General features: G+C 47.1%; 16 protein-coding genes. 6 read left to right on the forward strand and 10 right to left on the reverse strand.

The window, feature by feature from the left end; translation table 11 throughout:
* Positions 1-71: 71 nt before the first annotated feature.
* Positions 72-4,358, forward strand: coding sequence for a S8 family serine peptidase (locus G9G53_RS16820; protein WP_165149170.1), 4,287 nt, complete (start codon positions 72-74; stop codon positions 4,356-4,358).
* An 83-nt stretch (positions 4,359-4,441) separates the two neighbouring features.
* Here the strand turns inward: G9G53_RS16820 and G9G53_RS16825 are convergent, their stop codons facing one another.
* Together G9G53_RS16825 and G9G53_RS16830 are read right to left on the reverse strand one after the other, a co-directional pair.
* Positions 4,442-5,938: a sensor histidine kinase gene (locus G9G53_RS16825; protein ID WP_029516828.1), complete on the reverse strand. Its 1,497-nt coding sequence runs from the start codon at positions 5,936-5,938 to the stop codon at positions 4,442-4,444.
* A complete protein-coding gene (locus G9G53_RS16830) occupies positions 5,935-6,621 on the reverse strand; it encodes a response regulator transcription factor (RefSeq protein WP_029516829.1) in 687 nt (228 codons plus the stop codon). Before G9G53_RS16830 ends, G9G53_RS16825 begins: the two co-directional genes overlap by 4 nt.
* Before the next feature lie 286 nt (positions 6,622-6,907).
* Between G9G53_RS16830 and G9G53_RS16835 the strand changes: the two genes are divergently transcribed.
* From G9G53_RS16835 to G9G53_RS16855, 5 genes are all read left to right on the forward strand, one after another.
* Complete coding sequence (locus G9G53_RS16835; protein WP_165149172.1) at positions 6,908-9,247, forward strand: glycosyltransferase family 39 protein; 2,340 nt, start codon at positions 6,908-6,910, stop codon at positions 9,245-9,247.
* A 17-nt stretch (positions 9,248-9,264) separates the two neighbouring features.
* Positions 9,265-10,356 (forward strand): glycosyltransferase family 2 protein, encoded by a 1,092-nt coding sequence (locus G9G53_RS16840; protein ID WP_029516831.1) that lies wholly within the window; start codon positions 9,265-9,267, stop codon positions 10,354-10,356.
* 3 nt (positions 10,357-10,359) lie between these two features.
* Positions 10,360-10,782, forward strand: coding sequence for a GtrA family protein (locus tag G9G53_RS16845; protein ID WP_165149174.1), 423 nt, complete (start codon positions 10,360-10,362; stop codon positions 10,780-10,782).
* Positions 10,779-11,660: a UTP--glucose-1-phosphate uridylyltransferase GalU gene (gene galU / locus G9G53_RS16850; RefSeq protein ID WP_023986636.1), complete on the forward strand. Its 882-nt coding sequence runs from the start codon at positions 10,779-10,781 to the stop codon at positions 11,658-11,660. Before G9G53_RS16845 ends, galU begins: the two co-directional genes overlap by 4 nt.
* Positions 11,661-11,801: 141 nt before the next feature.
* A complete protein-coding gene (locus G9G53_RS16855; protein WP_165149386.1) occupies positions 11,802-12,629 on the forward strand; it encodes a class I SAM-dependent methyltransferase in 828 nt (275 codons plus the stop codon).
* A gap of 164 nt (positions 12,630-12,793) precedes the next feature.
* Here the strand turns inward: G9G53_RS16855 and G9G53_RS16860 are convergent, their stop codons facing one another.
* The 8 genes from G9G53_RS16860 to G9G53_RS16895 form a co-directional block, all read right to left on the reverse strand.
* Complete coding sequence (locus tag G9G53_RS16860; RefSeq protein WP_165149176.1) at positions 12,794-13,543, reverse strand: glycerophosphodiester phosphodiesterase; 750 nt, start codon at positions 13,541-13,543, stop codon at positions 12,794-12,796.
* 87 nt (positions 13,544-13,630) lie between these two features.
* Entirely contained in the window at positions 13,631-14,692 is a 1,062-nt protein-coding gene (locus G9G53_RS16865) for a hypothetical protein (protein ID WP_165149178.1), read from the reverse strand.
* A gap of 24 nt (positions 14,693-14,716) precedes the next feature.
* The gene (locus G9G53_RS16870; RefSeq protein WP_165149180.1) at positions 14,717-16,612 is read right to left on the reverse strand and encodes an HSP90 family protein; all 1,896 of its coding nucleotides are present in this window, start codon (positions 16,610-16,612) and stop codon (positions 14,717-14,719) included.
* 421 nt (positions 16,613-17,033) lie between these two features.
* A complete protein-coding gene (gene arfA, locus G9G53_RS16875) occupies positions 17,034-18,548 on the reverse strand; it encodes an arabinosylfuranosidase ArfA (RefSeq protein ID WP_039274274.1) in 1,515 nt (504 codons plus the stop codon).
* Positions 18,549-18,856: 308 nt separating this feature from the next.
* Complete coding sequence (locus G9G53_RS16880) at positions 18,857-20,443, reverse strand: S8 family serine peptidase (RefSeq protein ID WP_165149182.1); 1,587 nt, start codon at positions 20,441-20,443, stop codon at positions 18,857-18,859.
* Between the two features lie 148 nt (positions 20,444-20,591).
* Positions 20,592-21,374: a muscle M-line assembly protein unc-89 Uncoordinated protein 89 gene (locus tag G9G53_RS16885; RefSeq protein ID WP_165149184.1), complete on the reverse strand. Its 783-nt coding sequence runs from the start codon at positions 21,372-21,374 to the stop codon at positions 20,592-20,594.
* A 156-nt stretch (positions 21,375-21,530) separates the two neighbouring features.
* On the reverse strand, positions 21,531-21,806 hold the full coding sequence (locus G9G53_RS16890; RefSeq protein ID WP_165149186.1) for a peptide maturation system acyl carrier-related protein: 276 nt from the start codon (positions 21,804-21,806) through the stop codon (positions 21,531-21,533).
* 13 nt (positions 21,807-21,819) lie between these two features.
* Positions 21,820-22,944 (reverse strand): TIGR04066 family peptide maturation system protein, encoded by a 1,125-nt coding sequence (locus G9G53_RS16895; protein WP_165149188.1) that lies wholly within the window; start codon positions 22,942-22,944, stop codon positions 21,820-21,822.
* Between the last annotated feature and the right edge of the window lie 8 nt (positions 22,945-22,952).

Consider the following 22,952-nt stretch of genomic DNA (forward strand, 5'->3'; position numbering starts at 1 on the left):
GAGAATAACGGCAGTGGCTTCAAATCCTAGTATGTAGAGATATCATATTTTGATTGAAAAGAGGGAAATCTTTGAAAAAGCCGATCATTTTGCAAAAAATACCTGTCGTATCACTCGCTCTTGCCTTGACGGTAAGCTTGTCTCTGCCGTCTGTCAGTTCTGCTGCTAGCGCAGATCTGCAAATCAACTCATTTCTGGAAGCTCAGCAAGCATTGACTATTGAGGCGGCTCCGGCCTTCATTTCGCCAGAGCTCAGCACAGATTCTTCCCGTCAGGTCAGAGTCATCGTACAGCTTGATGGTGAGCCCTTAGCCGTGGACAAATATGCAGCACGTTCAGGCGTCCAAGCTTTTACAGCTCAATCTGAGCAAAAAGCGGAATCCGCGATTGCCACTGAGCAAACTACGTTCGTAGACCAAGCCGCTGAGCATGGTATTTCTCTTCAGGTGAATTACCAGTACAACACGGTGCTTAACGGCTTGGAGGTCACACTGCCAGCCAATAAGATTCCAGAACTGGCTAAACTGCCAGGCGTAAAATCCATTCATGAAAACAAAACGTATTATTCCATCCCCGTACAGGACCCGCCAACACTTACAGCCAGTGAAGCCACTTATGATAACGCACCGCTGGACCAGATTGGTGTTCCTGAAGCCTGGGCCAAAGGATTGAATGGCGCGGGAATCAAGGTCGGGGTTATTGATACCGGTATCGATTATGAGCATCCGGACTTGAAAGAAGCCTACAAAGGCGGATATGACTCTTTTGAACAGGACAACGACCCTTACGAGGAACCGTTCCTCGAAAAGGAGAATGATCCATTCGGCACAGGTTTTAGCGGAACGACACATGGTACTCACGTCTCTGGCACAATTGCTGGTAAAGCCGCCAATAAATCCTCGGATATTGTGCAAAAGGGTATTGCCTATAAATCGGACTTATACGTGTATAAAGTGCTTGGACGCAATACCAAGACGGGTCGCTCCTCCGGTTCCTCCGCACAGGTCATTGATGGTATTGAACGTGCTGTCAAAGATGGTATGAACGTCATTAACCTGTCGCTGGGCTCGGATTCCGAAAAGGACCCGAACTCCCCGGATTCCATTGCTATTAATAATGCTGTACTTTCCGGCGTAGTCGCGGTCATAGCGAATGGTAATGCGGCCCAACAAGGACCCTACTTTTATTCCATGGGTTCTCCCGCAACATCCCAGCTGGCGATTTCCGTCGGTGCAGCCACTTCCCCGAGCCATAGCTATTCAAATAAAGCATCCGTCAATCTTGTAACCTATGGTAATGATGAAAAGCCTTTAACAGTTACATCAGATACCTATTACAATTTTAATATGATGGCTTGGCAAACTTTTCATGAGGATTTTTCTTCTATTATGGGGACAGAACCATTGGAATTGGTTTATGCCAATTTGGGATATCCAGATGATTTCACTTCTAAAGATGTAAAAGATAAGGTTGTGATCGTATCGCGTGGCGTCTTGGGCTTCGTAGACAAGATCGCAAACGCACAACAAAATGGTGCAAAGGCTATTATTATTTTTAATGGTCAAGCGAAATCTGGCGACAGCACACGAGCCAATCTGAGTGAAGCTATCCCTGGTTACGATGGTTACATTAATTCGAATCAAGGAGACAATGTAGATTATATCCCTACCTTTGACATGACAGGAAAAGAAGGTAGAGCACTGGCAAGACAAATCATTGAAAGCCAAAACCACAAACAAAAATTCTTTATTGCTTTTGGAGAAGAGTATCATCGTACTGACAATCCTGGTAATACCATGGCCGGATTTAGCTCCCGCGGACCCAATGGCGATGAACTGCTGAGCATCAAGCCAGACGTGAGCGCACCAGGGGTTAGCATCATGTCAACCTACCCTGCCTTCGCCAAGTTCTATCCGGATGCATCCTATGAGCAAGCTTACAAACGCAGCAACGGAACGAGTATGGCATCTCCGCATGTGGCTGGACTTGCCGTGTTGCTGAAGCAGCAACATCCGAACTGGACACCGTTTGATATCCGCGCTGCTCTGGCAAACACTTCGGTTACACTCTTTGATGAGGATAAAATCCAATATGATGTGTATTCCCAAGGTGCAGGCCTTGTAAACATCGCTAATGCGATTCAAACGCCAGCCCTGCTGGAAACCGTCGAAAAGATTACGATTCTCGACAAAAACTTTAATCGGCAGGAGGTTGTGAATTACAATCCTTCCGCCAGCTTCGGGGTGTTACGACCTGGTAGTGATGCGAAGCAGATTCAGCTTCAACTCAAAAACTTGTCGGCTAACACTGTGCAATATGAAGCCAGCACCGTGTTACATGATAATGTAACCTCTGATCCAACTAAGCCGATTGCTACACCTGACGTGAGCAACATTGCCGTTCAGTTGCAAGGTGTTGGCGCGAATGGAGCAATTTCGGCAGAACCGGGTAAATCGCAACCGTTCTTCCTGTCTGTGCAACCAAATTCGGGTGCAGCCACAGGTGTATATGAAGGGGAAGTTATTCTGAAAAGCGCCGGACTGCCAACACTACATTTGCCGTTCGTCGTTCATGTGGGCAAAGAAAATCCAACGACAGGCTTTGGCTTGCAGGACCTGAGTGTTACCAACCCGATTATTTACCCAAGTCGGACAGGTGCTCAGCGCTCAACAGATTTGGCTTTCCGCCTGACCACAGATAAAACCAACCAGATCGCGCTTTATGTATACGGCGTAGATGATAAATTGATCGGTCTGATTGATGGAATAACGACTTCCAAAGAACAAGGAGCTAACGCTCGCCTCAAACAAGGCGTATATTCCTTTAAGGGTATTGACGGAAGTTACGTGGAATTAGATGACAATGGCAAGCCTGTGCTGGATGCTAATGGTCAACCCGTTATTCAACACTTGAAAGATGGCGTGTACAAGCTGGAAGTCAGTTCTCCTGAACTGAATGAAAAGGGCGAAGTTGAACGCAATACCGATGGCCCTAAACTGTTCACCGCCACTAAAGCTATTCGTGTGGATAATAGCGCCGCATCCAGCGGTAGTGGTGGAGGCGGAGGTGGTGGAGGTGGCGGCAGAAGCAATACTACACCTTCTGCTGCAACGAACACATCCACCCCTGTTCCTACATCTGCTCCTTCACTTCAAAGCGTAGTGAAGCAAGGACAGGCTGTTAAAACTGTCACTACAGCCGTTGCATTGAACAATAATGTACAGTCGCTGACAGTAACCGATGCAGATTTGCAGGCTGCCGTGACAGCAGCAGGTTCCAGCCCGACAGCTATTGTACTGTCGGCTACTAGCCAAGCAGGCCAAACGACGAAAGCATCGCTCACTTCCACACAACTGGTAACGCTGGGCAAGGCTGCAGCAGGAAGCAGCTTGATTGTAAGCAATACAGGCTCCTCTCTGGCTTTGCCAGTATCCGCTCTGAAAAATGTTCCTGCTGGTGCAGGCATTGAAGTGATCATCAGCAGCCAGGCAGAGGCGAGCGGTACATTTACAGGCAAGTTGAAAGGCTCCAATGTGATCGGCACCCCGGTAGGATTTGAAGCTAACATTGTCACTGGTGGCAAGAGTCAATCGCTCAAAGTTGCTCCAGGACAGTTTTTTAGCAGATCCTTTACCGTACCTGGTCAAATTGATTCTAATACAGCCGGTGTACTCTATACGGCAAACGGAAATGTTTATCCCGTTCCATCCGTCTTCACCAAGCAGGCTGATGGATCTACCGTCGTCAAGGTAAGCCGTCCGGGCTTCTCGACGTATGCAGCGGCGACACGTCCCGTTAGCTTTGAAGATATCTCATCGTCGTATGCCCAATCCGAAATTCAATCGCTGGCAAACAAGTTGCTGATTAACGGCACGACCGACACGACTTTCTCACCGAAGAAAAACGTGACACGTGCAGAATTTGCAGCCCTGGTAACCCGAGCACTCGGCCTGACACCAGGTACTGCTGGACCATTCAGTGATATCCCGGCAGGTAGCTGGTACTCCGGCGATGTGGCAGCCGCTTATGAAGCTGGATTGATTACGGGCCGCAGCAGCGACAAGTTCGATCCGAATGCTAATATCAGTCGTCAAGAAATTGCTGTCGTGCTGGGTAAAGCTGTAGATCTGCTTCAAATCAAAGCAGCAGCCGATGGTCCTGCACGCACACCGTACCATGATGCTTCATCCTTTGCAGGCTACGCCAAGGACAGTATTGAAAAAGTAAGTGCAGCAGGCATCATCAACGGGGAAGCGATTAAAGGCTCCTCCTACTTCCAGCCGAATGCACCTACAACCCGTGAGGCATCTGCCAAGGTGCTGCATGTGCTCTTACAAAAAGCTTCGCTGATTAACTAACAATTAAAAAGCCCCCCGAGCCGTGTTATAACCAAAGCTGCGGTTCGGGAGGCTATTTTTATGTTACGCCATAATCTGCAATACTATACTGTTCCCACTAAAGGTAGCGTTACTTTGAATACACTTCCCGTTCCCGGGATACTTTCGGCCGTAATGCTCCCGCCGTGTGCTTCCACGATAGACTGTGTAATGGCCAGACCAAGACCTGCCCCGCCTGAGCTACGTGTACGCGATTCATCTCCACGATAAAAACGCTCAAATATCCGCTCCAGCTGTTCTTTACTCATGCCTGGCCCGTTATCACGAATTTGGATATCCACCAACTTCTTACCTGCAGACAGGTTTACCTGGATTACACCTCTTTCCATATCGGTATGCTGAACCGCATTGTGAAACAGGTTGAGCACGACCTGCTTGATTTTATCCCCTTCTGCCAATACCCGTATACCTGCCGTCATATCAAAAACCACCTTACGTGTACCTGCTAGCATAAGAAGCTGCGGTTTCATTTCCAGCAGCAACGCATCTAGGGGTATGTCTTCCAGCTTTAACTCCGGTGTTCGATCCAGCTTAGCCAACAATAGCAAGTCAGAGACAAGCTTATTCATCCGCTTGGATTCACCATACATACTTTCTAATGCTGATTGGAGCTGCTTCGGATTGGATGCAGCCCCACGAAGCAACACTTCCAAGAAGCCGTGAATAGACGTGAGCGGGGTGCGCAGTTCATGGGAGGCGTCCGCAATAAATCGTCTCATCTGCATCTGCAATTCCCGTTCGGCTGCAAAAGAATGCTCCAGCCGTTCCAGCATTCCGTTAAATGAAACCGCCAAACGATCCACCTCATACTGCCCCTGCTCTGCATCAAAGCGCTCGGCCAGATTGCCGGCATCAATACGTTTGACTGCCTCAACCATCCTGGAAAGGGGTACCAACGTGCGGCGCAGCACCGGAAGCATAAGCGCCAACCCAATCGCAAGTGCAATCAGAGACAATAAAATAAAGGTGCGGAGCTGGTTAATCAACTGCTCTTGCATAGAAGTCGTGGATACGCCCATTTGAAGTAAACCGGAAGAACGGTCAGGTGGACCAAGCGGACGGAATACAACCAGTTGCTCTTTCCCCTGGGCATCCGTGATTAATTGATAGCCGTGACGCATGCGCTTACTCTGCTGCATTGCTTGATACTGCTGAGTGGTGAGACGCGGCGGTTTAAGTCCATTTTCATTGGACAAGCTCTGGAAGGTGCCGTCTATACCTATAGAAGCAAGCGACATATCCGGCCAAAACAGAAACGGTCCCGGTCGATTACTCCTTCGATTGGACTCATCTTGAGGAACGGTTACCCCAGCCCCGCTCTTTTCCTGCGAATCCTTAATCAATAAATCGGCAGGAATTGAATTCAGCTGTGTATTCATGGCTTCTGCCCGACTGCGATACAGAAAATCTTTCATCAGAAAATATTGTAGAAAACCAATCAATACAAGCAACAAAGCCAAAATGAGTAACGTTCTGGCCAAAAGCTGGGATCGGAGAGAACGGAGTGCATATTTTCTCCGACTTTTCCCGCCCGCCTTCATAGCAGATCCACCCGGTATCCCACACCGCGCAGCGTACGAATGACCCGGTGCTCCTTGTCTTTGAGTTTTTCACGCAAGGAGCGAATGTACACCTCAACAATATTATCCTCGCCTCCAAAATCGTACCCCCATACCCGGTCCAGAATACGACTTTTACTTAACACAATCCCGTGATTCAACACCAAAAACTTCAATAGTTCATATTCGGTAGGCGACAGTTCCAGCACCTGACTCTGATAACGGATTTCCTTCCGTCGATCATCCACTTGAAAGGGGCCGTGAACCACTTCTCCCAGCAGATCGGGGAACTGATTGCGCAAGCGCGCTTCAATGCGAGCCAGCAGCTCATTAAAACTGAAGGGTTTTACAACATAATCATCCGCGCCGAGTTTTAATCCCTTTACCCGATCGTCGACATCATCCTTGGCAGTCAGCATAATGACCGCGATGTTATCCTCCGTCTCCTTGAGACTTTGGCACACCTCAAAACCGTTCATTTCCGGCATCATCACATCCAGCACCGCTACATGCGGGCGAAACTCTTTTGCCAAATCGAGCGCTTGACTCCCGTTCTCGGCGGTTCTGACTTCATATCCTTCATTAATCAGTCCAAGCTCTAAAAATTGCAAAATATGAGGCTCATCATCTGCCAGCATAATTTTAACTCCGTGTATTGGATTCATTATTCATCTTCCCTTTCATGTTGCTGCATTTTTCTCATATAAAAGTCGATTCATTTTCACCTGTATCTAATATACCTGAATCCTGTCGCAAAAAAAGCACCCCTGCTCAGCTTTCAGCTAACGTTCAGGGAGCGCTCAGAACCAATTAAGGTAGGTCTGGCATGATAATAGCAAGCCGGTAGTTCACCGGGCCAAGATCGGAAGCGACTGGTCATTCCGCAGTCCTGAAGATAGCGGCTAGAACAACGGAATAAATACAAAGAATTTTACAGGGAGTGGAATGAACATGATTAAGAAATGGTTTAAGACCAGGGCGGACATCCCCCTGATCATCATTATGCTGATATCCGCATTTTTGAACGGATACAACATCTGGCAAGACAAATATGTAAACACCTACTACACGACGGCCGTAGCAAGCATGCTACAAAGCTTTCACAACTTCTTTTTCGCCTCACTTGATTCTGCCGGATCGGTAACGGTAGACAAACCCCCTGTGGTGTTCTGGATTCAGACACTGAGCGCCTATATATTCGGGCTTCACGGATGGAGCGTTATCTTGCCACAGGCGCTGGCTCAAGTCGGATCGGTCTTGCTCGTTTACTTGCTCGTCAAACCGAGCTTCGGTACGATGGCCGCACGTTTGGCCGCCTTCGCCATGGCAACGACACCGATAGCCGTAGCGGTTAGCCGTACGAATAACATCGACGCTATGTTGGTTTTCACACTGTTGCTCGCAACATGGCTATTGTTCAGAGGCCTTAGAAATAGCAAAACCGGGCTGATCCTTGCTGCTTTCGCAGTCGTAGGCATCGCCTTTAACGAAAAAATGTTACAAGCCTATATGATCGTTCCCGCACTGGGTCTGTTCTATCTGCTGGCTTCCAAGTTTAACTGGAAGCGAAAAGCAGCAACACTGGTAGGATCAGCAGTTGTCCTCCTGATCGTATCACTCTCTTGGGCAGTCGTAGTGGACTCTACTCCGGCAGATGAACGCCCTTATATGGGGAGTAGCGGTACGAACTCTGTGCTGAATTTGGCCTTTGGTTATAACGGCCTGTCCCGTCTGACAGGAGATCAGGGTACAGGTGGCAATCGTGGCGGAGAACGTACGGATCGGAACAATAACGCTGCAACGAATAGCAGCAACACAAACACGGATCAGGCTCAGACGACCACATCATTGGACAGCACTACTTCTACGGATGACTCAGGTGCCAACAACATGGGTGCAGGTGGTCAAATGCCACCGGGTGGATTTGGCGGCAACGGACAAGGTGGTCCTAGAGACGGGCAAGGTGGTCAGGGCGGTCCAGGCGGTGGACCGGGAGGGAATTCTGGTGGCGGCATGTTCGGTACTGGCGAAAAAGGACCTTTACGGTTGTTCCAATCCTCCCTGTCAGGTCAAGCCAGCTGGCTGCTTCCATTTGCATTAATTGCTTCCATCGGCCTGCTTGCAAGCATTCGACGTCGTAATATCACACAAAAACACAAAGAGGTCATCTTCTGGCTGACCTGGTTGATTCCCGTAGCTGCATTTTTCAGCGTAGCAGGATTCTTTCATCATTATTACCTGATTATGCTCGCGCCACCAATTGCAGCGCTCTTTGGAGCAGGATTCGTAGAATTGTGGAAGCAGTATCGTGAGCGTTCCAACTGGCTCTCCTGGCTGTTACCCGCAGCAGTATTGGCAACCTCGGTATTTAGCTGGTTTGTTTTGCAAAATTACAACGATACCATTGGCAGCGGCTGGTCCATCACGGTATTGATCTTAGGGATCATCGGCACGGTGCTGCAGGTAGTGGCACGAATGAAATCTGAGAAGTTCACAAGGTTCGCCATCATTGCAAGTGTACTCGCTATGTTTATCGGTCCTGCATATTGGGCATTGACACCGATCATCTACGGAGGGAACAGCATGATTCCACAAGCCGGACCCACTCAATTTGGCGGCGGTGGCGGTGGCGGAATGCCGGGCGGCAATGATCGCAATAGAGGTCAGAGCGCCAATGGACAACAAGCCGAAGGAACTCAAACGAATAACCAGACCAATAATGCAGAGAATTCCAGTCCTGATGGAAATACTTCAAGCACACAAACAAGTACAGACACGGAGCAAAAATCTTCTACCCGTTCCAGAGGAATGGGAGGACCCAACGGTAGCCAAAGTTTAGATCAAAAAACGTTGAGCTATTTGCAAAAAAATAACACAGGTGAAACCTACCTTTTCGCAGCAAGTAATTATTCAACGGCTGCTCCTTACCTGGTCGAGGCCGGACAAAAAGTAATTATTATGAACGGTTTTGTATCCTCCGATCCAGTCTATACCGTCGATAAAATCAAGGCGCTGGTCGAAAGCGGACAAGTGAAGTACTTCATGATTTCTGGTGGAGGCGGCGGACCGGACGGCGGTAACTCTGAAGTCACTGCATGGATCAAAGAACACGGCAAGTTGATCCCTACAGATGAATGGAAAACAACAGCAGACGAAACAAGTACAGACGTTAAAGCCACCGAGAGCGGAAGCGACACGACGAACAGCAATGCGAACGCCCAGGATGGTCAAGGTGGCCCTGGCGGAGACGATCGTGGCGGAAGCGGTACTTTATACGAAATCACATTATAAATGAGGAGGAACTACGAATGAGTGAACCCATCCGTTATTCCATAGTTATTCCGATGTACAACGAGGAAGCTGTTATTACGGAAACCTACCGGAGGCTGAAACAAGTCATGGGCTCAATGGGTGAGCCCTACGAGCTGATCTTCGTAAATGATGGAAGTTCGGACCGCAGCGTCCAATTGATCAAGGAATTCAGTCTCAGAGATGACACCATTGTATTGATTGATTTCTCTCGCAATTTTGGTCATCAGCTAGCGATTACCGCCGGGATGGATTATGCGGTGGGGGAGGCGGTCGTCGTCATTGACGCCGACCTCCAAGACCCGCCGGAACTGATTGTTGAGATGGCTAACAAGTGGAAGGAAGGCTATGAAGTGGTCTACGCCAAACGGCTCAAACGCAATGGCGAAACTCGCTTCAAGAAATGGTCTGCCAGCCTCTTCTACCGTGTACTTAAAGCATCAACGGACATTAATATCCCGGTCGACACCGGGGACTTCCGCCTAATGGATCGTAAGGTCATAGAAGAATTGAAACGGCTGCCGGAAAATAACCGATTCGTTCGTGGACTGGTCAGCTGGATCGGATTCAAACAAACTGCTGTAGAATATGAGCGCGACGAGCGGCTCGCGGGCGAGACCAAGTATCCGTTGAAACGAATGATCAAGCTCAGTCTGGACGGGATCACATCCTTTTCGATTAAGCCGCTCAAGCTGGCAGGGTATATCGGTGCACTTCTCTCCATGTCCGGCTTCCTGTATCTGATGTACGTACTGTTTCTCAACTTTTTCACCGACTCCTACGTGATGAAGGGCTGGTCGTCTATGATTAGCATCAGCCTGATTTTCGACGGGGTGATCCTCATCATTCTCGGTATTATGGGTGAATATGTTGGACGGATTTATGACGAAACCAAAGCACGTCCGCTATACATTGTCCGTGAGCATCTGGGTGGACAATACGAAAACGGTCCGACACATGCTATGAAGGCCCCTGAACCACGCGAGTCCCTGTACATGCAAGGAGCCCGTGAAAGCCTGATTTCGGCAGGACGCACAGTGCGCGGCAACAGTGCGGTATATACCGGACCCAAATCCGGTCATGGAGCCTAAACTATGAAAAGTCGCATGGCCCAGCTGCTTCCTATGATTCGATTTGGCATTGTAGGTCTGGTGAATACAGGCGTAGATTATATTATTTTTATGCTGCTAGCTTGGGGCGGAGTGCCGGTCATTGTAGCGCAGATCATTTCGTACAGCTGCGGCACAGCCAACAGTTATATTTTGAACAGCAAATGGACATTCAACAAACAACTATCAAACGACACAAACAAGCGTCAATTACCCAAATTTATCGTCATCAACCTGGTCGTATTAGGGATAACCTCCCTATTACTGCAAGTGCTCCACACGGGAACCGAGTTGCCACTTGCTTTAGACAAGCTGATCGCCACCGCAGCCGGAATGATCATCAATTATATCGGGAGCCGATACTGGGTATTTGGTTCCCCATCCCGAAAGGAACGTGAGTTTCTATGAGAAAAATTACAAAAGCTGTTATTCCAGCCGCCGGATTAGGAACCCGTTTTCTACCAGCTACGAAAGCTTTACCGAAAGAGATGCTTCCCATCGTAGACAAGCCGGCTATTCAATATATCGTAGAAGAAGCTATCAAGTCCGGAATTGAGAGCATCATTATCGTAACGGGGCGTAATAAAAAAGCCATCGAGGATCATTTTGACAAGTCTGTGGAGTTGGAGCAGGTACTGGAGAGCAAAGGTAAATACGATCTTCTGCGTGAAGTTCAAAGCATCGGGGGTAAAGCAGTCATTCACTATATCCGTCAAAAAGAACCTCTCGGCTTGGGACACGCGGTAAGCTGCGCTCGTCAGTTCATCGGCGATGAACCATTTGCCGTGTTGCTGGGCGATGATATTATGAATTCCTCCACCCCGGCGATCCGTCAAATGATGGATGTCTACGAGGCGACTGGCAAGCAAGTGGTCGGCGTGCGCACGGTGGAAGAACAAGATGTGAGTAAATACGGCATTATTGACTCTACTCACCAGAACGGTCTCATCCACGAAGTCGGCGGGCTTGTTGAAAAACCTTCTCCGGCAGATGCCCCTTCGCGGCAGGCAGTCATTGGTCGGTATGTATTGGAGCCTTCCATTTTCTCTATATTGGAAAACCTGTCCACTGGGGCAGGCGGTGAATATCAATTGACAGACGCACTCCATCAGGTAGCATTGCAGAACCAACTGCTCGCATTGGAACTGGAAGGCACACGTTATGATATTGGAGATAAAGCTGGATATCTGGAAGCCGTGCTCCACATGGGTATGCAACGCGAAGATTTGCGTCCAATGCTTGACTCCATGATGCGCGAGTGGGCGCTTGCTTCAATGATAAAATAGGGAATTTCCCCTCCGAAATCCGACGGGTGCTGTGAAATCACGAGAGTAGATGGATGAACATGTAAACCTGTACAATGTAGGAGTACAGCAGCATTTGAATCTGCTCGGCCGCCCGGTCGAAACTAAGGAGGAAGAGGACCTATAATACCTGAGGGAAATCTGCAAAGCAACGTAGATCGTTTTAGCGGTTTTGCCGACAACTACGATCAGCACCGCCCGGAAGCACCGTCACTCGTCGTGGAAATCGTCAGCCGCTATCTGGAGCGAAACGTAGAGCTCGTTGCCGATATTGGCTGCGGTACAGGACTTTCAACTTTCATATGGGAAAACGCCGCTCGGCAAGTCGTCGGTATCGAGCCTAACTCGGACATGAGAGGAAAAGCGCAGCACAAGCTGGAGACAGCAGGAACGGCAAAGGCAGGAACCATTTCCTTCAAAAGCGGGTTCTCCAACAACCTGCCCTTTGAGGACGGAACTGTAGACGTCATCACCTGCTCTCAATCCTTTCACTGGATGGACCCCGAGAGCACGCTTCAGGAAGCGGGCAGGGTCTTGGCTCAGGGCGGCGTGTTCGCAGCCTTTGACTGTGACTGGCCTCCGGTGCTGCAATGGCAGATAGAGCAAGCTTATACAGAGCTTATCACCAAAGCGGATACCCTTTTGGAACAGGAAGCCCCAGTAGAGCAGCAAGCTCATAAATGGAGCAAGGATCAGCATTTAGCTAATCTGCACCGCAGCGGGCAATTCCGATATACCCGGGAGATTGTTTTCCACAACCGTGAGCAGTGTGACGCAGCTCGTTATACAGGGCTCGCTCTCAGCCAAGGGGGTATTCAAAGTCTCTTAAAACTTGGCAATAGAACGCTTGACGGCGATGTAGCCCGCTTCGTGAACCTGGTAGAGAATCATTTTCAGGGCAGAACACTAGACATTCTGTTCAGCTATCGTATGCGGCTCGGCATCAAGTAGAAAGGAATCAAGGCCATCGTGGACGATACGCTCTTCGGCTTAGGGCAAAAAAGACTCTCCCTCGCCTCGTAAAAACGAGTGCGTACAGGAGAGTCTTTTTCTTCAATAAATAGCCACGCTCATATCCCTGCAAACCTTAGTTGCAGTTCTACTGTGTCTTCAACCTAGGAAGAGCGGACAGCCAATAAGTGCGCCAACCGATCAGGATAGTCCGTGATGATGCCGTTCACCCCGGCCTTCAGCAGTCGCTTCATTTCTTCTGGCTCATTCACCGTCCATGGGTGGTAGACGACGCCTAATGCCAAAGCCTCTGATACAGCTTCTGGTGTAACCACTTGTTTGTAGGCATGAAGTGCGGTAACCCCGAATTGGGTGGCATACTCGGATGGGCGGACCATAATTTCGATATACAGCGCCCCCGTCTTGATTTCAGGAGCAAGCTGCGCACAGAGCGCCAGCGATTCGTGATTAAAGCTGGATATGATTACCTGCTGTTCTAATCCAAAACGCTTCACGGCAGCAATGACCTCTTCCTCCATACCCGGATAGAGATAAATGCTATTTTTCAACTCTAAATTAATAATTGTATTCGAGGAGGACTGGGCTAGTTCCAGTAGCTCATCCAGCATTGGGACCCGCTCACCTCGGAATTTCTCATCAAACCAGACGCCCGCATCCAATTTATTTAATTCTTCCAGCGTAATATCCCTTACATCCAGTGAGCAACCTGTCGTACGCTTCAGCGACTCATCGTGAATCAGCACCAGATGCCCATCTTGGGTACGCTGCACATCCGTTTCTATACCTGTTGCTCCCAGTTCCAAGGCGTGGCGGAATGCCGCCATCGTATTCTCAGGACATACACCTGAAGCTCCGCGGTGTGCGAAATTAATCACCTTTCCGGTTACAGTCACCACATAACCCCTCCTGTCATTTCACAGGAACATTATACCTGCTCATTGTTTGGGCAGTATAAAATATTCGTCACAGCTACACTTCTTCTATGCCGTTCGAACAATTTTCCCGATCCACTCGGAATAAAACGTATTTCCGTTCCGTCGATCAAAATCAGCCGCCGCTGACTCTGCCAGTGGCCTAAAATACGCAATGATTTCCGTCAATGTGCGCTCCTCTTTCCCCCATTCCAAGGAAGCCGGCAACCGGATCAACCGTTTTTCTCCCGAAGTATCCAACTTTTGCAGCAGACTCACCATCGTCGCGTAAAAATACATCTGCTCCAGCCCGCTCTCATAGTCTAGCGCCATATGTAGATGACGCTCTACCACTTCGATCCCTTGAACCGGATCAGCAATCGTCAAATATTCGATATGCTCTGCTATCGTTTTCAGAAAGTCACGGTCATCCCGGACTAGGCGATAGCCTTTACGATGCTGCTCCTTTGCCTGATCAACCTCGCCTTGACGATAAAGCGGCAATAGCACCTGCGAGAGCGTCACATGCGGCACTTCTGCACATCTCATACGACCCGACAAAATCGGTTTTGCCACGGCAAGCGCCTGCTCATCCTCTCCGGCCAAGTAGTAGAACCGCACCATCTGGCTCTGCTCGCAGGCTTCACAATCACTCATACTGTCCCGTTCGATCAAGCGGAAGGTATCCAGATATCGCCGTGCTTCTTCCAGATTTCCCATGTCCATCGCGATGCGGAACTTATAATAGTAATATGGACGCTCATTATACCCGTATTCGGCATAACGTCTGCGCATATCCTCCGCCAGATCTTCTATTTGAGTCTTCGATATATTGGAAAAGCTGCACACCTTCCCAAGTATCCATTTGTAATTCCACAACAGCTCATCTGCGTCGTATTCCTCTGGATTTTGATCAAATTGGCCCAACTGCCACGAAAAAGCAATCAGCGACTTCAATGGGTATCCGTTAAAAATAGCGCAGTCTACAATCTCTCCCCGAATTTCATAAGCGAGTTCCTTCAATCCGGAAGTGTCTGCCAAGCGAACAGCCTCTTCCAGAATCGCCAGCTTTGCCGCCCCTCCGGGCATATCCTGCGCCTGCTCCATCAATTCATATATTGTCTCTTCCATTTGAATCCTCCCTTAATTACGCAATTACGTATTCTGTCCGTTCCCTAATCCCCAATTGATAAAATGCAGTACACTCCGGTTCATCAGCCCTAGCTCACTGCGGTTCATCGGATAGTGACCCATCATAAGCGCATTCACATACATCATTTCTGTAGCAGCCGTAACCATCTGCGTATCGGTAGCTTCAAGAATTCGGGCCACCACCGGGTTGTTCAGATTAAAGTATAAAGTGGAGTAGCCCGAATTTTGCTGGACTCCTGCTTTCAGACTATCAAGCACATTGGAAAAAAGTGAGGTTGTCTCCTCAACCGTGTTTTCCATGGAGCGCAAGGTCAGTGCATCCTGAGAAATGGTATACAATACTGGCAAACTCGCAGGCTCAAAACGCTTCAACTCAGCGCGACAACGCATTGGCTGCAAAGCAGCATCCATGACACGTAGTACACCGTAATAATTCTCGCGCTCTTCCTGTGTTAGCCCGGTAAATGATAGAGATACTTCCTCAGGGCTAAGACGCTCTGTTTGCAGGTTAGGGTCAATCCAATGCAGCTTTTCCAAAATGTCTGAATCATAAATATAGCCGCCATTGATCACCAACATGGATTGCGCCGCCGCCACATGCGTAATCTGACGATACTCATCTACTGTCGATGTGTAATGCAACGGACGTCCGCCCGCCTCTCGGATCAGTTCACTCAGTTCACGCCGCCCAAATGTACTTTCGAAGGAAAACCAGCGATGCATAATCCGCAGAAATTCATCATCCTCGACCGCGAGCGCCTTCATGGACAGCTCGTGCAAACGAATCCAGTGTTGCAAACGGTCTGGTTCATATTCCGCCATGCGTAGCAGTTCTTCCCGAATACAGGTCCCCAATTCAGAACGAACCGCATCAAGCTGCTCATTTTCATAAAAATATTCACGTGATGCCGTTGGTTGCAATTCATCTGTCCAAATCAGGCTTTTAATGAAGAATGCCCATTCTGGCAATACATTTTCCGCCTTATCGGACACCAACATATGCTTCAAGTACACCCGGTGCAGCCGCTTGCTGTTCAGATTAACACTACGAGGCAAAATGAATGCAATCCCGCCTGTTCTGCCCGATGCCGTCCGCAACGGTATAAAATCACTGAAGCGCTCGCCCATCAGGCGATAGCCTAAATCTAGCACCTCACTACGGCGGCTCCGTAATTGTTCTGGGTCCTGCATCCAGCTCGTCGATGGAAGATTGACGCGCTTGGTCTCCCCGTCTACAGACAGTATGACCGGATACGGCAGCAACGCACCATAATAGAATAAAGACTCCTCTACATGCGCCGGCTCATAATAAAACTCACTTCCCGGCTTGCAGCGCAAATAAATTTGCGTTCCTACAGGCAGTTCGGTCTCCAATCGACGAATCGTATACGTCCCATCCGGCTTCCCTCTCCATTCCATGGAGACGCCTTCCTTCACCGAGCGGGTCAGCACCACAATTTCATCGCTCACCATAAAGCAGGATAGCAACCCAATCCCAAATCGTCCGATAAACGAAGTCTCAGAAGCCAGCAAATCGGCTCCCTTCTTGGAAGACTGACCGATAATCGATAAAAAACGGTGAATGTCTTCTTCTGACAACCCAATGCCGTTATCCTGAATCATCAATACCTGTTGCTCCCCGGCACCAGATAACTCTACGATGACTTTGCCTTCATAGTTGTTACTCTCAGAAGCTGTAGCTTCAAGGGTCTTGTCTTCTTTTAATACATTACTTTCAGTAGCAACCTTCCGCAGCTCCTTGCGAGCCGTGATCGCATCTGTTGCATTTTGCAGAACCTCACGTATAAACACTCGTGGACTGCTATATAAATGATTGGCCAAAATATCAATCATACCGCCCAAGTTCACTTGAAAACGATATTCGTCTGTTTGACTCATAGAGATCATTCCTTTCTCGAAATACTACAACCACCATTTGGATTTAAATAGACTGTCTTTTAAAGTATAACGTGGATTTAAGTCGGATTGCACACCCTGCATTTCAGATATCAGTACGTTGACAACGACATAATAGGGTCTTTTTTCACCTGGGAAGTCTGGCACTGGGTCTAATTAACTTCATAAAAATGTACGGAGTACGAGCACTTAGTGAATAAAGGTCATCTTTGTCTAGTTAAATTTAGTAATAAACATAATATTTATTTAAAATCCACCCTTCTCTCAGAACCCTATATCTATGGAGGGACAAATGGCTCATTTTACGCAAAAAGCTCGCATTGCCGCTCTTGTAATACTCTTACAAGAGAGAATGCGAGCTTATTTAGGTACAGTCGAAGCTGTACCCTTTTACAGAAGAGAATTAATGAGACTTAGCGAGACGGATAACGTTCCACGATGCTTTGCCCAAATGAGCTTTTACAATTCCGTCATCAAGCTTGGCGTTACCGCCGTTGTGAGGCGTAACTTTTTCACCGGCTGGACTGTTGGTCGCTTTAAGATCATCATGCTCCAATACAGTATGCTCGACAATGCGGTAGCCTTCAAAACTGCGTACATCTACTGTCAGCTCCAGCGATTCAGACAAATGACGGTTCACTGCAAAGACAGTCAGCGCGTCTCCCTCTTCATCATAAACTACAGCGCTGTCCAGATAAGGGATGTCTGTGAAGTCCTTGGAGTCGTATTTTTCCGAATCCACGACAGGCATCAGCGATATCCCACGACCATAACGGGAGGCATGCAGATACGGATAGAAGATCGTTTGTTTCCACGCCTTTCCGTTATTCTCGGTCATGATTGGCGCAATAACGTTGACCAGTTGGGCGAGACAAGCCATTTTCACACGATCCGCGTGGCGCAGGAACGTAATCAACATGCTGCCTACCAACAATGCATCCTCAAAGTTATAGATATCCTCAAGCTGCGGTGGTGCCACAGACCACGGATCAATTTTTTTGTCCGCATCATTGGAGTGGTACCATACGTTCCATTCGTCAAAGCTGAGCATCATTTTTTTCTTGCTGCGTTTCTTTGCTTTGATATAGTCACAAGTCGAAATGACCGTATGGATAAAATGATCCATATCCATAGAGCGTGCCAGATAATTAGCCGTATCATTGTCATGATTGCCGTAGTATTGGTGCAAGGAAATATAGTCGGCTACCTCATAGGTATGATCCAGTGTGGTTGCTTCCCATTCCGGGAACGTTGGCATCGTGGAACTGGAGCTTCCACAGGATACAAGCTCAATGTCAGGATCAATCAGCTTCATAGCTTTTGCAGATTCAACAGCCAGACGGCCATATTCTTCTGCTGTCTTGTGACCAATCTGCCATGGGCCATCCATCTCGTTACCAAGACACCAAGTTTTAATCTTATGTGGTTGCTCAACCCCGTGACTACGACGTAGATCACTCCAATAGGAGCCGCCTGTGTGGTTGCAATATTCCACCAGATTACGCGCAGCATCAATTCCGCGTGTACCCAGATTAACCGCCATCATGACTTCGGAACCTACATCCTTGGCCCATTTGAAAAATTCATTCGTGCCTACTTCATTTGGCTCGACCGTTCTCCACGCCAGCTCCAACTGTCTAGGTCTGGACGCGACAGGGCCGACACCGTCTTCCCAATTGTAACCGGATACAAAATTACCGCCCGGATAGCGTATAATAGGAACATCAAGCTGTTTTACCAACTCTTTAACATCATTACGGAAACCGCTTTCATCACTAGTTGAATGAGTAGGCTCGTAAATACCGCCATATACGGCACGCCCGAGATGCTCTACAAAAGAGCCATAAATGCGTTTATCGACTTCAGCAATACGAAAAGATTTGTCTACAATCATCTTTGCTTTTACAGCTGCTGCCACCTAAACCATCCTCTCTGAATGCGAAAATAAAATCCGTTCTACCACCAAGATTAAGAAGCCGTTTTATTTACGGTTTTAATATAACACACCCTATTTATCATAGTCAATATTATCATTAAATACTTAATATATTTATTAATATTTGTAATAAACGATAAGCAATTGGTTACGTATTTCTAAATATTTTGTTTTATAAACAAACTTATTGAGTGAATAACCACTTTACCAAATAATAATAATAACGGATTATAGGTGCGTTCAAAATAGTGCTACTGCCGTATCTTGCAGTCTGTTTTAAATAGTGAATATCAGTCTACCAACAGTTGTTCTAAATATGTATAAATACCACCTATATCGCCCGCGTTTAAGTTTGAGAGGACCCATTCTTTCAAATATCCCTGCTCTGTCCGTATAGATATGTAAATACCTTCAGTTTCCACTTTCACCAGCAAAGAAAGCTCAATATCTACGCCTAATAAAACTCGTTCTTTGGTGCAATCCTCAGTATTCGCAGCCTTTACACACAAAATAGCAATATCCGTATAAGCGTTATATGCCATTTTACCCGCATTATATAACAGTTCCTGTAATCCATTGCTTGCATCCAAAGGGAGCGTATACTCCATATCATGCAACACTGCCGCGGACTGGTCCACCGCGATCCAGCTTTGGTATTCATCCCGGGCAAAGGCCCCTCTCAACTCATGCAAAAAATAAATAATGTCAATGCCCTTGTCATAATAAATACAAATATGCGGAATGCGTGAATCCTCTATTGAGCTAGTCTCCTCCTGCGCCATAAAGAGCCCCTCCTCTTGCTGCCACCAGCGCAAATAGCAAGACGAAAAATTCAGTGATGGGGTGTGTCGTTGATTTTTAGAGATATAGACGACATGTTTTCCATACCGTGAAGCCAATTGTTCCACTTCCTGCAAGCTCACTGGCTCCATTTCCCCTAGCAAGACAATCGTATCTGTCAGGTCGCATACCCGTTGTCCACCTTCGAGCGCTGTATCCTGTTGTTCTCGCTCCCGCAGGATGGCTTGTTCGATGATCGCGGCAACTTTGTCGCCAGAGGGTTGAGCTTCACATTGGGTCTGAAAATAATAGGGTGCTTTCGAACTAATTGCACACTCCTCTATAAACACATAGGCGCGCCGTATCCAATCCGGATGTCCGTAACGCATTACGGGTAATTTAGTATCCTGTATCGGAAGATAGCTATACTTATGTAACATATGTTTTAGCTGTTCTATGGAAGGAACAGCTTTGGACTGCTGCAAAACTTTACATATGTGTGCTGTAATCAATGGAGTGGCATAGCTATTGCTGTTGGGACATTGTACAGCCTCTCCAGCTGCACCTACTAGTTCATGCTTGGCAAAAGCGATAAAATCGATACCGCTTGAGAATGCTAACTCAGCATCATATGTATATTGTCCTGCTGTGAGTATACCGCTATGATCGCAGCGCACACCAATCACATTGGCAAAGGAGGCCGGATAAGTAAGAAGTCCTCCGTTTTGTGCAGCACATACTATAATTAATCCCGCCATAGCTGCATCATTTACAGCCTCCCGTAGCATGCTTCGATCTCGATAATTTATACTCCCCAGGCTGATATTTGCTACCTGTACACCATGTTTTACACACCAATCCAGCGCAGCACAAAGCTGAGTTGCATTTCCTTTTCTATGGTTCATTATTTTTACACTGCTAATGATCGCATCTGGAAAATACGTTTGTACAATAGCTGCACATAGCGTACCGTGATTTAAGGTACGTCCATCTTCTACGTCTCCATGAGCTATTTCGACGTTATATAATAATTGGGTGTTTAAAAAGCCAGCATTAACCCCGTCGTCAATAATGGCTACATGAATCTTGCCATTCATGTTTTCTCCCCCTGTCTCTTCGGATTGTGGAATGAATCTCACGGCTCTGTTCCGTTCCATTAGAGTAAGCGGAGGGTGCCTCTGCGAACGATAGCGTTCGTCTGAAAGCACCCTCCTCATTTAGCTGACCATGTACATGATAGCCGGATCAGACTGCAATATTTACCATCGTGCCTGCAGTCTTCGCCCCGTCTTTAGCCGAGTCCAGATAGGCATTGAGCTCTTGTTCAGTCCACACCCTGTCAGCCTCCGTACTTGCTTCCTTCTCATCCTTTGGTTCATCTCGATCTGTAATCGCCGGTTCGTTATTCACTGCTTCACTGATACGCTCATTAATATTCGCTGCGATGTCCATGATCTTTCCATTAAGTCCTTCTGCCTTCTGACGCAAAGCCGCTGATCTTGCAGGGTTAGTGTTTTCCCACCCCTTAGCTTCGCTTTCCAATGTAATTTGTGCCATTTTGGTTATTTTGGCATTCTTCAACTCATTGTTTGCAGATACAACACCATGCATTGTATAGGTGATCAGTCTTTGCTGCTGCTCCTCAGCAGTCTTGGGCGTATATTGTTCCTGTTTGCCTTTCTCAGCTTCTTTTTTACTTTCCTCATCCATGCCCAAAGCTTTTTTTTGTTCTTCCAGTGACTGCTTTTGAATGTTCTCGTCAATTTGCTGAATTTGCTTATCTATCTCTTCCATTTCAGCTTTTACAGCTTCCGGACCGAGACCACGCTTAAGAGCATTACTTAAATAGTCCGAACGCCTCTCCATCAAATTTTGCTTTTGCTCTGTCAATTGTTGTATAACCTTGTTTTGTGGCTTGCCTATACTCTTCCTTTCAGCCTGAGCGGATGTGGGATGCCGTAGTTCAAGTCGGTTGTTATCTGCGGTGCGGAACGGCGATTGGTGAGATGATGTAAATGATACATTCATCCTAAAACCTCCAATTCTCTTCTAAATGAGGATTTTGCAAAAATCCAATAAGCGACTGAAATCGAATTTTGCAAAATCCTGAAATAAGTGATTCTAGAAGTATATCGGATTTTTTTGTATGTTTTTGTATGTTTTATTATCATTTTCACAAATCCTTCAATCCTTTTCCACAGTTAAGCAGTCCTTTATCGTCTCATACAAGCTGTTATATGTAAGCAACCCCCCTCCCACTATACGCTCTTCCGGAATTAGGATAGCAAAGCTTTTTTCCACTTCAAATAATAGATATACCAGATCTCTGGGGAACAGCCCCATATCAGGACCCAGTAATGTAGCCTCTTTATTTATCTCATCCGCTTTTATTTTAAAAAGCTTCCAAAATATATTTTCCAGTTTCATTCCTGTTCCCGTTACATCCTGAGTAAAGTTCATGTTCTTCCCTCCATTACAACTGAGCTACATGATGATCAACCGAAAAATAATGTAAAATATCCTTCATCAGCCTATTTATATCTTCATCGTTGGACAGATGGAGTACAGGCACGGAATAATTGGAAAACTCCTGTTTTTTCTCCTCCACGAAACGATGATCAACAGATGCGTATTGCATATTGACCGTGGAAGAAGAATAACTGTCGAATACATTGTTACATATGGCGTATCCCAATAATGAAGAGGAAAAACGGTTTTCCATGTACTGTTTCACATGCTCCAAATATTTTATATTGTATTCATCATAGTGTAGACAACAGATCAGGCCATCCGGTCTGACGGCACGAGATACCAAAAATGAGGTTACTCCAAAATAATTCGTGAATGTATTGTTAAAGGGAACAATCCCACCCGGAATGCCCACGAGTATTAGATCAGGCTTTTCGCTCTGCTCTATTTTTTTCAAATATCGATTAAACATGATAATCTTCTGGGTTTCCGTCATACCGCTCTCAAACATAAACTGTGGAAAAGAATGTGCACCAATCAGCTCCCCGCATCCATTAGATGTGATTTGCGACACCCGATATCCTTGTGCTTCAAGCTTCTGCCGAAGGTTAAACTGTAAATTAAGCTTATGCGTTCGCTCGTTCAACCCTAATACAAACAGAACCGGTGTAAAAAAATCATGAATAACAGAGCCCGGGTCAGGCGGTAAAATATCCTTCGTGCGTACATCAAATGTATTTTTTAAAATCAGCTTGTCATCTTGCTCCTCACAGAGTTCGATGAATTCCATACATGGGTCTGGCAAAGTGAAATTACACATGACTTTTTTGCCAAGTTGTCCAGCCTTCTGGATCACGGGAAGATACACCTCAGCTACATCCAGCTTGAAATTGGATTTCACCAGTAATATAGCATCACAACGCTCTATTTCTTGCTCCAAACAAGACTCTGGCTTCACTATGAAGCCTGTCACTTCCCCCTTGTCCGTTACACAGGCATCTTTCCCGATCATACCCGACCCTTGAAAAGAAATAAGTACAACTTCCTCATAACTTCCTAATAGATTCAAGTTCCTAACCAGGGCTATCGTTTCATAATCAAACGGGAAAATGATTAATTTATTGGTCATGGAGACAC

It is taken from the genome of Paenibacillus sp. EKM206P, assembly GCF_011066155.1.
Lineage (GTDB): Bacteria > Bacillota > Bacilli > Paenibacillales > Paenibacillaceae > Paenibacillus > Paenibacillus polymyxa_D.

What these genes read in the sequence shown, in the direction of transcription:
- G9G53_RS16825 (WP_029516828.1), bottom strand. Translation starts at nt 5,938, where the DNA reads ATGAAGGCGGGCGGGAAAAGTCGGAGAAAATATGCACTCCGTTCTCTC.
- G9G53_RS16830 (WP_029516829.1), bottom strand. Translation starts at nt 6,621, where the DNA reads ATGAATCCAATACACGGAGTTAAAATTATGCTGGCAGATGATGAGCCT.
- G9G53_RS16835 (WP_165149172.1), top strand. Translation starts at nt 6,908, where the DNA reads ATGATTAAGAAATGGTTTAAGACCAGGGCGGACATCCCCCTGATCATC.
- G9G53_RS16840 (WP_029516831.1), top strand. Translation starts at nt 9,265, where the DNA reads ATGAGTGAACCCATCCGTTATTCCATAGTTATTCCGATGTACAACGAG.
- G9G53_RS16845 (WP_165149174.1), top strand. Translation starts at nt 10,360, where the DNA reads ATGAAAAGTCGCATGGCCCAGCTGCTTCCTATGATTCGATTTGGCATT.
- galU (WP_023986636.1), top strand. Translation starts at nt 10,779, where the DNA reads ATGAGAAAAATTACAAAAGCTGTTATTCCAGCCGCCGGATTAGGAACC.
- G9G53_RS16865 (WP_165149178.1), bottom strand. Translation starts at nt 14,692, where the DNA reads ATGGAAGAGACAATATATGAATTGATGGAGCAGGCGCAGGATATGCCC.
- G9G53_RS16870 (WP_165149180.1), bottom strand. Translation starts at nt 16,612, where the DNA reads ATGAGTCAAACAGACGAATATCGTTTTCAAGTGAACTTGGGCGGTATG.
- G9G53_RS16880 (WP_165149182.1), bottom strand. Translation starts at nt 20,443, where the DNA reads ATGAATGGCAAGATTCATGTAGCCATTATTGACGACGGGGTTAATGCT.
- G9G53_RS16885 (WP_165149184.1), bottom strand. Translation starts at nt 21,374, where the DNA reads ATGAATGTATCATTTACATCATCTCACCAATCGCCGTTCCGCACCGCA.
- G9G53_RS16890 (WP_165149186.1), bottom strand. Translation starts at nt 21,806, where the DNA reads ATGAACTTTACTCAGGATGTAACGGGAACAGGAATGAAACTGGAAAAT.
- G9G53_RS16895 (WP_165149188.1), bottom strand. Translation starts at nt 22,944, where the DNA reads ATGACCAATAAATTAATCATTTTCCCGTTTGATTATGAAACGATAGCC.